Source organism: Rhizobium sp. USDA 3886 (assembly GCF_056279785.1).
On the sequence record NZ_JBWCDC010000001.1, the window covers coordinates 4,013,807 to 4,020,164 of the forward strand.

General features: G+C 60.0%; 7 protein-coding genes. All 7 read right to left on the minus strand.

Translation table 11 applies throughout. The annotated features are described in order from the left end of the window. Positions 1 to 81 precede the first annotated feature (81 nt). Entirely contained in the window at positions 82 to 684 is a 603-nt protein-coding gene (locus ACZ9BX_RS20050) for a TetR family transcriptional regulator (RefSeq protein WP_087005906.1), read from the minus strand. A 111-nt stretch (positions 685 to 795) separates the two neighbouring features. Further along, complete coding sequence (locus ACZ9BX_RS20055) at positions 796 to 1,740, minus strand: phosphoribosylaminoimidazolesuccinocarboxamide synthase (RefSeq protein ID WP_476219839.1); 945 nt, start codon at positions 1,738 to 1,740, stop codon at positions 796 to 798. A gap of 75 nt (positions 1,741 to 1,815) precedes the next feature. Further along, a complete protein-coding gene (locus ACZ9BX_RS20060; RefSeq protein WP_476219841.1) occupies positions 1,816 to 3,561 on the minus strand; it encodes an SLC13 family permease in 1,746 nt (581 codons plus the stop codon). Positions 3,562 to 3,663: 102 nt separating this feature from the next. Beyond that, positions 3,664 to 4,359, minus strand: coding sequence for a phosphoribosyltransferase (locus ACZ9BX_RS20065; protein WP_476220080.1), 696 nt, complete (start codon positions 4,357 to 4,359; stop codon positions 3,664 to 3,666). A 5-nt stretch (positions 4,360 to 4,364) separates the two neighbouring features. Further along, on the minus strand, positions 4,365 to 5,171 hold the full coding sequence (locus ACZ9BX_RS20070) for a pseudouridine synthase (RefSeq protein WP_476219843.1): 807 nt from the start codon (positions 5,169 to 5,171) through the stop codon (positions 4,365 to 4,367). Positions 5,172 to 5,349: 178 nt separating this feature from the next. Further along, positions 5,350 to 5,556 (minus strand): hypothetical protein, encoded by a 207-nt coding sequence (locus ACZ9BX_RS20075; protein WP_476219845.1) that lies wholly within the window; start codon positions 5,554 to 5,556, stop codon positions 5,350 to 5,352. Between the two features lie 150 nt (positions 5,557 to 5,706). Beyond that, positions 5,707 to 6,045, minus strand: coding sequence for a hypothetical protein (locus ACZ9BX_RS20080; RefSeq protein ID WP_476219847.1), 339 nt, complete (start codon positions 6,043 to 6,045; stop codon positions 5,707 to 5,709). Positions 6,046 to 6,358 lie beyond the last annotated feature (313 nt).

The window sequence follows — 6,358 nt, forward strand, 5'->3', positions numbered from 1 at the left end:
GCGTGATTACCGGGATTCAAATACCCTTCGATCCGAACTTACGAAAAGATTTCCGAAGTGACGTAATTCAATGATCGTCACTTAGCAAGCGCTATTTTGCAGTGCAGTATCCACAAAACAGACGATCTCCTCAGCCCTGTGTACGAGTGCATCCTTATCGTCACGGGCGATCAGCACGGGGTGCAGCACCGATGCAAGGACATCGGCAACGGTATGGGCGGCGCGACGGGGATCAGTACATTTATAACGGCCTGAGCTAACCCCGTCGCGGATGATTTCTTGGAGTTTCTGCTCGATTCGCTCGCGGTAGCGATTACCCGCTTCGAGCTTCGCCTGAACTGTCGTCAGCACCATTTCAAAGATGTAGGGATTTTCCTGAATGTCCTTAAGGTGGCTGTCGAGAAGCCGAAGCACGAAACGCAGCAGTTGCTCTTTCGGCGGCAGATTTCGGTCGAAAGAGCCGAAGCGCTCGGTAGCGCTGCCGAGATGCCGCTCGGCGATGGCATCGACGAGCGCCACTTTCGAATGAAAATGCTTGAAGACATTTGCCGGCGACATGCCGAGGGAGGAGGCGATGTCGGCGATCGATACGGCGACGAAACCGCGCTGGCGGAACAGCAATTCGGCCATCGACAGAATGTCTTCCCGCGTTTCCTCGGCCTTGCGCCGCGGCCTTCGTGCCATTCGTTCCCCCGCTGGCCTTTCCGGCCGGCACCCCTTATTTGCCAATGCTAGCGCCTTCAGGCGAAAACCCGCAAGCGTAGAGGCTGCTTTCGGGCGGTTCGTCCCGGACTTTTAAGGGAAATAGCGCGCAAGGTTGCGCCGGACACGGGCAACCGGGGTTTCGCCGCTGTTATCCGGCACGAAAGACCGGGCGGTAATCGCCTCATAGGCCTTGATGTAAACCTTCGAGGTCTGCTCAATCAGTTCGACCGGGATCTCGGGGATCTCATCTTTATAGGGGTCGCAACGCTCGGCGACCCAGGCGCGGACGAAATCCTTGTCGAAGCTTGCAGGGCGCGTGCCCGCTTCGAAGGACTGCTGAAAGCTGCCCGCGAGCCAGTAGCGGCTGCTGTCCGGCGTGTGGATTTCGTCGGCGAGGATGATATTGCCGTCCTTGTCCGTTCCGAATTCGTATTTGGTGTCGACAAGGATGAGGCCGCGCTTCGCAGCCATTTCCTGGCCGCGGGCGAAAAGCGCGAGCGCGTATCTGGAAAGCATTTCCCACTGTTCCGCTGTCAGCAGCCCGCGGCTGACGATCTCGCCAGGCGTCAGCGGCTCGTCATGGCCGCCGTCGAATTCCTTGCTGGTGGGAGTGATTACCGGCTCGGGCAGGCGCTGGTTGTCACGCATGCCGTCCGGCAGGCGCATGCCGTACATTTCGCGCTCGCCCTTCTTATAAAGAGTGAGGATCGACGTGCCGGTGGTGCCGGCGAGATAACCGCGGACGACGACCTCGACGGGCAGGATGTCGAGCCGCTTGCCGATGACGACATTCGGGTCCGGATAAGCGATGACATGGTTCGGGCAGATATCCTTCGTCGCCTCGAACCAGTAGCGCGCCGTCTGCGTCAGTACCTGGCCCTTATAAGGGACACAGGTCAGGATGCGGTCGAAAGCGCTGAGGCGGTCGGTGCTGATGATGATGCGGCTGCCATCCGGAAGGTCGTAATTCTCGCGCACCTTGCCGCGGTAATAGTTCGGCAGTTCGGGGAAATGGGCTTCGGAGAGAATTCGCACGGGCAGGGCGGTCCTTTATCGCTCGGGTTCATCCTTGCTCTAGTTTCATTCCGGGGGATGTCAAGCAAATGGCGTTCAAAGCCAGATCAGGGCAACAAGAAGAACGGTGAGAAGATAGGAAGCAACAGCCAGGGGACTGCCGGCGCGCAGGAAGTCTGAAACGCGGTAGCTGCCGATGCTCATCGCCAGCGTATTGTTGTGGTGGCCGAAGGGCGTCAGGAAATCGAGCGATGCACCGGCGGCTACGGCAATCAGATAGGCCGCGGGGGCATGATGCGCCACCTCCGCGAATTCCAGCGCAACGGGGCTGAGCACGATCGCCACCGTCGCGTTGTTGACGAAAGGAGTGAGTGCCATGGCGATGAAAAGCAGGAGTGCGATTCCGGCAAGCGGCATCGATATCGGCACGAATAGGCTCAACCAGTCGGCGATCATCTCGGCCGTGCCCGTCGTCGCAACGGCCGACCCGATCGGGATCATCGCGGCCAGCATGATGACGATCGGCCAGTTAATGTCCGCCATGGCCTGACGGATGTTGAGATAGCCCATCAGCGCAAGAGCGAGCACGACAGCCGCAAATGCGATCTCCGGGCGGGCGGGACCGGCAGCGGAAAGCATCACTCCAGCAGCAAAGATCACGAAGGGCGGCCACGCATTCGACACCGCTTCGCCTGCGGGCTGGGAGGCGAGCGGCAGGCACTCGCATTCTTCAAGCGCTTCGGCGACCGCCTCGGCCGGGCCTTCGAGCACAAGGATGTCGCCGATCGAGAGCTGCAGATCCTCGAAGCGGCCCTCAATCCGTGGCGACCGCATGGAGAGTGCGGCAACCGCGACGTTCCGGCTTTTGAAGACCTCCAGCGAGCGGATGCGCGAGCCGACCAGCGTGCTCTCCGGCATGACAACGGCTTCAATCCGGGTGAAATCCGGCTGCAATCCGTTCAGATCGATTTCCGGAACGAGCGCCGCCGAGGCTGCGAGATCGGCAAAGACCGTGTCGGCGCCTTCGGCAAGCAAGGTATCGCCTGCCGCGATGGTCGACTGATCGAGCGGACCGAAGACGAACTGGCCGCTGCGGAGCAATGCGTGCGGCTGGATTTCAAAGAGGCGGGGGCAATCGAGAAGCCGCACGCCGGCAAGCGGCGAACCCTCAGGAATGCGCCGTTCCGTCACGATGCGCCGCCGGGCTGGCGGCGCAGCGGCAGGCTGGTCGTCCGCTTCCGGAAGCAGAAGCGGAACGAAGGCGGCCATCAGCAGAATTCCGGCGATCGCGACGGGGAGGCCTACATAGGCAAAGTCGAAGAAATGAAAGCCGGCGCCCGTTGCCTTGGCCAATGCATCGCTGACCAGCAGATTGGCCGGGGTTCCGATTAGCGATATGAGGCCGCCGAGAAGTGCTGCGAAGGAAAGCGGCATGATAAGCTGACGCTGCGGGATATTCATGGCGCCGCTGATGCGGATCGCGACGGGCAGCATGATCGCGAAGGCGCCGATGTTGTTCATGAAGATCGAGATGAAACCGGTGATCACCGAAAGGCTGGCGATGACCGCGAAGCCAGATAGTCCGATGGCGGCAAAACGCACAGAGAGGCTATCGAACAGTTTGGCGTGAGCGAGTACCTGAACGATCAGCAGAATCTCGATGACTGTGATGACGACGGGGCTTGCGAAACCGGCGAAGACCTGATCGGCGTGGTAAAGCCCGAGCACATATCCGGCAAGCAGGCCGCCGATCGCCACGACCTCGATGCGGACGCGGTTCAGCGAGAACAGAATGAGCATCGCCGAGAGAAGGATCAGCAGGGATGCTTGCTCGAACGTCATGGGTGGGCTCGCGTTTCAACCGTCAGCGGAATGTAGCCATTCGAAGGGGGCTGTATAGGGAGGGCGCGAGGAAAGGTCGAACAATCCTCATGTTGCGCACGATCAGGCGGTGGGCGCGCGCCAGCGGCCCTCTGCCGTCCTTTCGAGCAACGGCGTCGCGAAGACGCCGACAGTGCGATCGGGCCATTGGGCGCCTGTAGCGGCAAGCTTCTCCCGCCAGCGTCCGGATTGCAGCATCGCTGCGGCAATGACGGCTGGCTCGATGCCGCAGGCCTCCACCAGTTGCAGACCGGAGACGATCGAGCTGCCGCTGGAGATGACATCGTCGATCAGCGCGACACGGCGGCCCTGAAGCAGCGGCAGCATACGCGGGTCTATATAAAGACGCTTCTGCTGCTCCGGCGTGGTGATCGACGACAGGGAGACCGAAAGGTCGTCGCGATACCAGAATTTCCGGGAGGTTCCGAAGGGCACGTAACGCGCGTGTCCGAGCTTTTGCGCAACGGCGGCAGCAAGGGTCAACCCGAGCGTCGGCAGGCCTGCGACGATGTCGATGTCGAAGTGCTCGATCTTTGCCGCCAGTTGCCCGGCCAGCGCATCGAGCACGGCGAAGCTCGCCTGGTTGACGATGAGCGAGGCGAGCGCGTGTTCGCCGTCGGCAAGCACCCGGATCGGCAGACGGAGCTGGCGGCCGTCCTCCAGTTCCGCAACATAGAATGAGGTGAAATCGCCATCCGTCGGGAAGCTGCCCGGCGGATGGAGCTCCTGCCAGAAATCATGCGGCGTGATGTCGTCCATCTGCATCAATTCCGCCCTGTTCTTTCCATGCCCGCCCGCCGCTTCAGGTCGCGCAGTTCCGCCTCGGTCAATGCACGGACCGAGCCCTTCGGCAGTTCCCCGAGATCAAGCCCGCCGATCGCAACCCGCACCAGCCGCAGGCACTCGGCGCCCGTGGCTTCGAGCATGCGGCGAATCTGCCGGTTGCGGCCCTCGTCGAGTTCCACCTCAATCCAGGAGTTCCTATCGCCGCTCCGCAGGAGCCGTGCGGCCGTCGCCGTCAGCACTTCGCCGTCGTTCCGGATGCCGTATGTCATTTCGGCGAGCGATTCCGCATCCATGATGCGGTCGACCTGCACATGGTAGGTCTTGGTCACATGGGTGATCGGATCGAGCAGGGCCTGCGCGAACTCAGTATCGTTGGTGAAGAGCAGCAGGCCTTCGCTTGCCTTATCGAGCCGGCCGACCGGCGAAAGATGCGGAATGTCGAATTCCTTCAGACAGTCATAGACAGTCGGGCGCCCTTCTGGATCGTGCCGGGTCGTCACAAGCCCGCGCGGCTTATTCAGCATCAGGTAGATTTTCGCCTCGGCGGCGATCGGTGCGCCGTCGACTTCGAGTTTTGCGGATGAAAGATCGACCCAGGCGTCAAGATTCCGGATAATCCGCCCATCGACCGCAACACGGCCTTCGGCGATCAGGCGCTCGGCCTGGGTACGGGAGCAATAGCCAAGCTTCGAAAGGGCGCGGGGCAGGGTGACCCGCTTGCCACCGGCATCCGCGTCGGCTTTCCCGCGTTCATGCGATTTCTGCGGTGGGCGCCGCTCCCTCACTCAGCAGTCCTTGTTTGATTGCGATGCCGCTTTCTTTGCACGAACGGCAGATAGATACCAGCGAAGGCGGCGGAAACTAAAAGGAATAATGGAGGGGACCGCGCGTGTTGAAGGGCAGGCGAACAGGGTCGTCCGCGACGGCGGCTCCGTTCATGATATTTTTTAAAGCCTGCCGGCCTTACCGGCAGGCGAGGTAGCCTGCCAGCTCCTGACGATTGACCACGATGCCTGCGGCGGCTTTTACCGGATCAGGATGGGTGTAGGTCAGGCTCGGCATTTCGGGTAGTTCGAGTGCCTGGCGCATGTTCATGATGCCAACTGCATGGCGACCGTTCGCGCCGTCGACGCTGACCTCGATGATACAATGCGCCTTCTTGTTTTCCATGGTTTATCCTCCCTCATTATTATGATCGTCCTCATGTCATTAAAAATTGGTTTTTCTAAGACGTAAGTGTTTATGGGCCCTACCGAATTCCGGGTCAGGGGCCCTTCAAAAAGTCATCTTTATTGTGCATCGCGGCAATTGTCCTGACCGCTACCGCCACCAATGGCGCGGCTCTTGCTGCTGATAACCGCTCATCAGGTAGCCGGCGAGGAATCCCAAGGCGCCGGCGAGCGCCAATGCGGTTGTCGTTGCTGCCGCATGTTCGCGCGCAGCACCTGCTGCGGCTTTGCTCTCGGCGCGGAGCTGGGCAACGGCGTTCTTGGCACGAGGGAGCGATTCATCATAGGCTTTGCCGGCGCGATCGCGTACTTCGTAATAGGCTTCGGCGCCCTGAGCGGAAATCATCTTCTGCAGGCGCGACACTTCCTGTTGAAGCGCAGTGATGTCTTTGCTGACGGATGCACGGATGTCTTCGGTATTGGTAGGCATATCGGTCTCCTTTCCTGCAATGGAAGAAAAACACGAAACGCCGCATTAGGTTCCGATTTCGGGCGATATCGGCCACGGTCGCTGTTTCGGGCTGATCTTTACCGTTGATTGACGATAAATCCGCCTTTCACGGCTGTTTTTGAATAATTTTTGGCCGGCAGACAGGTGGATTTTCGCGATTTTTGACCAGTCGATAAAGATTTCCTTCAATGAAGCGCGGTGAAAAGCGGGCCTGTGAATAATTCTGCCTTAAAATCCCTAGTGAAAACAGACTGTTACAAAAATGTCAAAAAAGTTGGATTGGTGGTGTTGA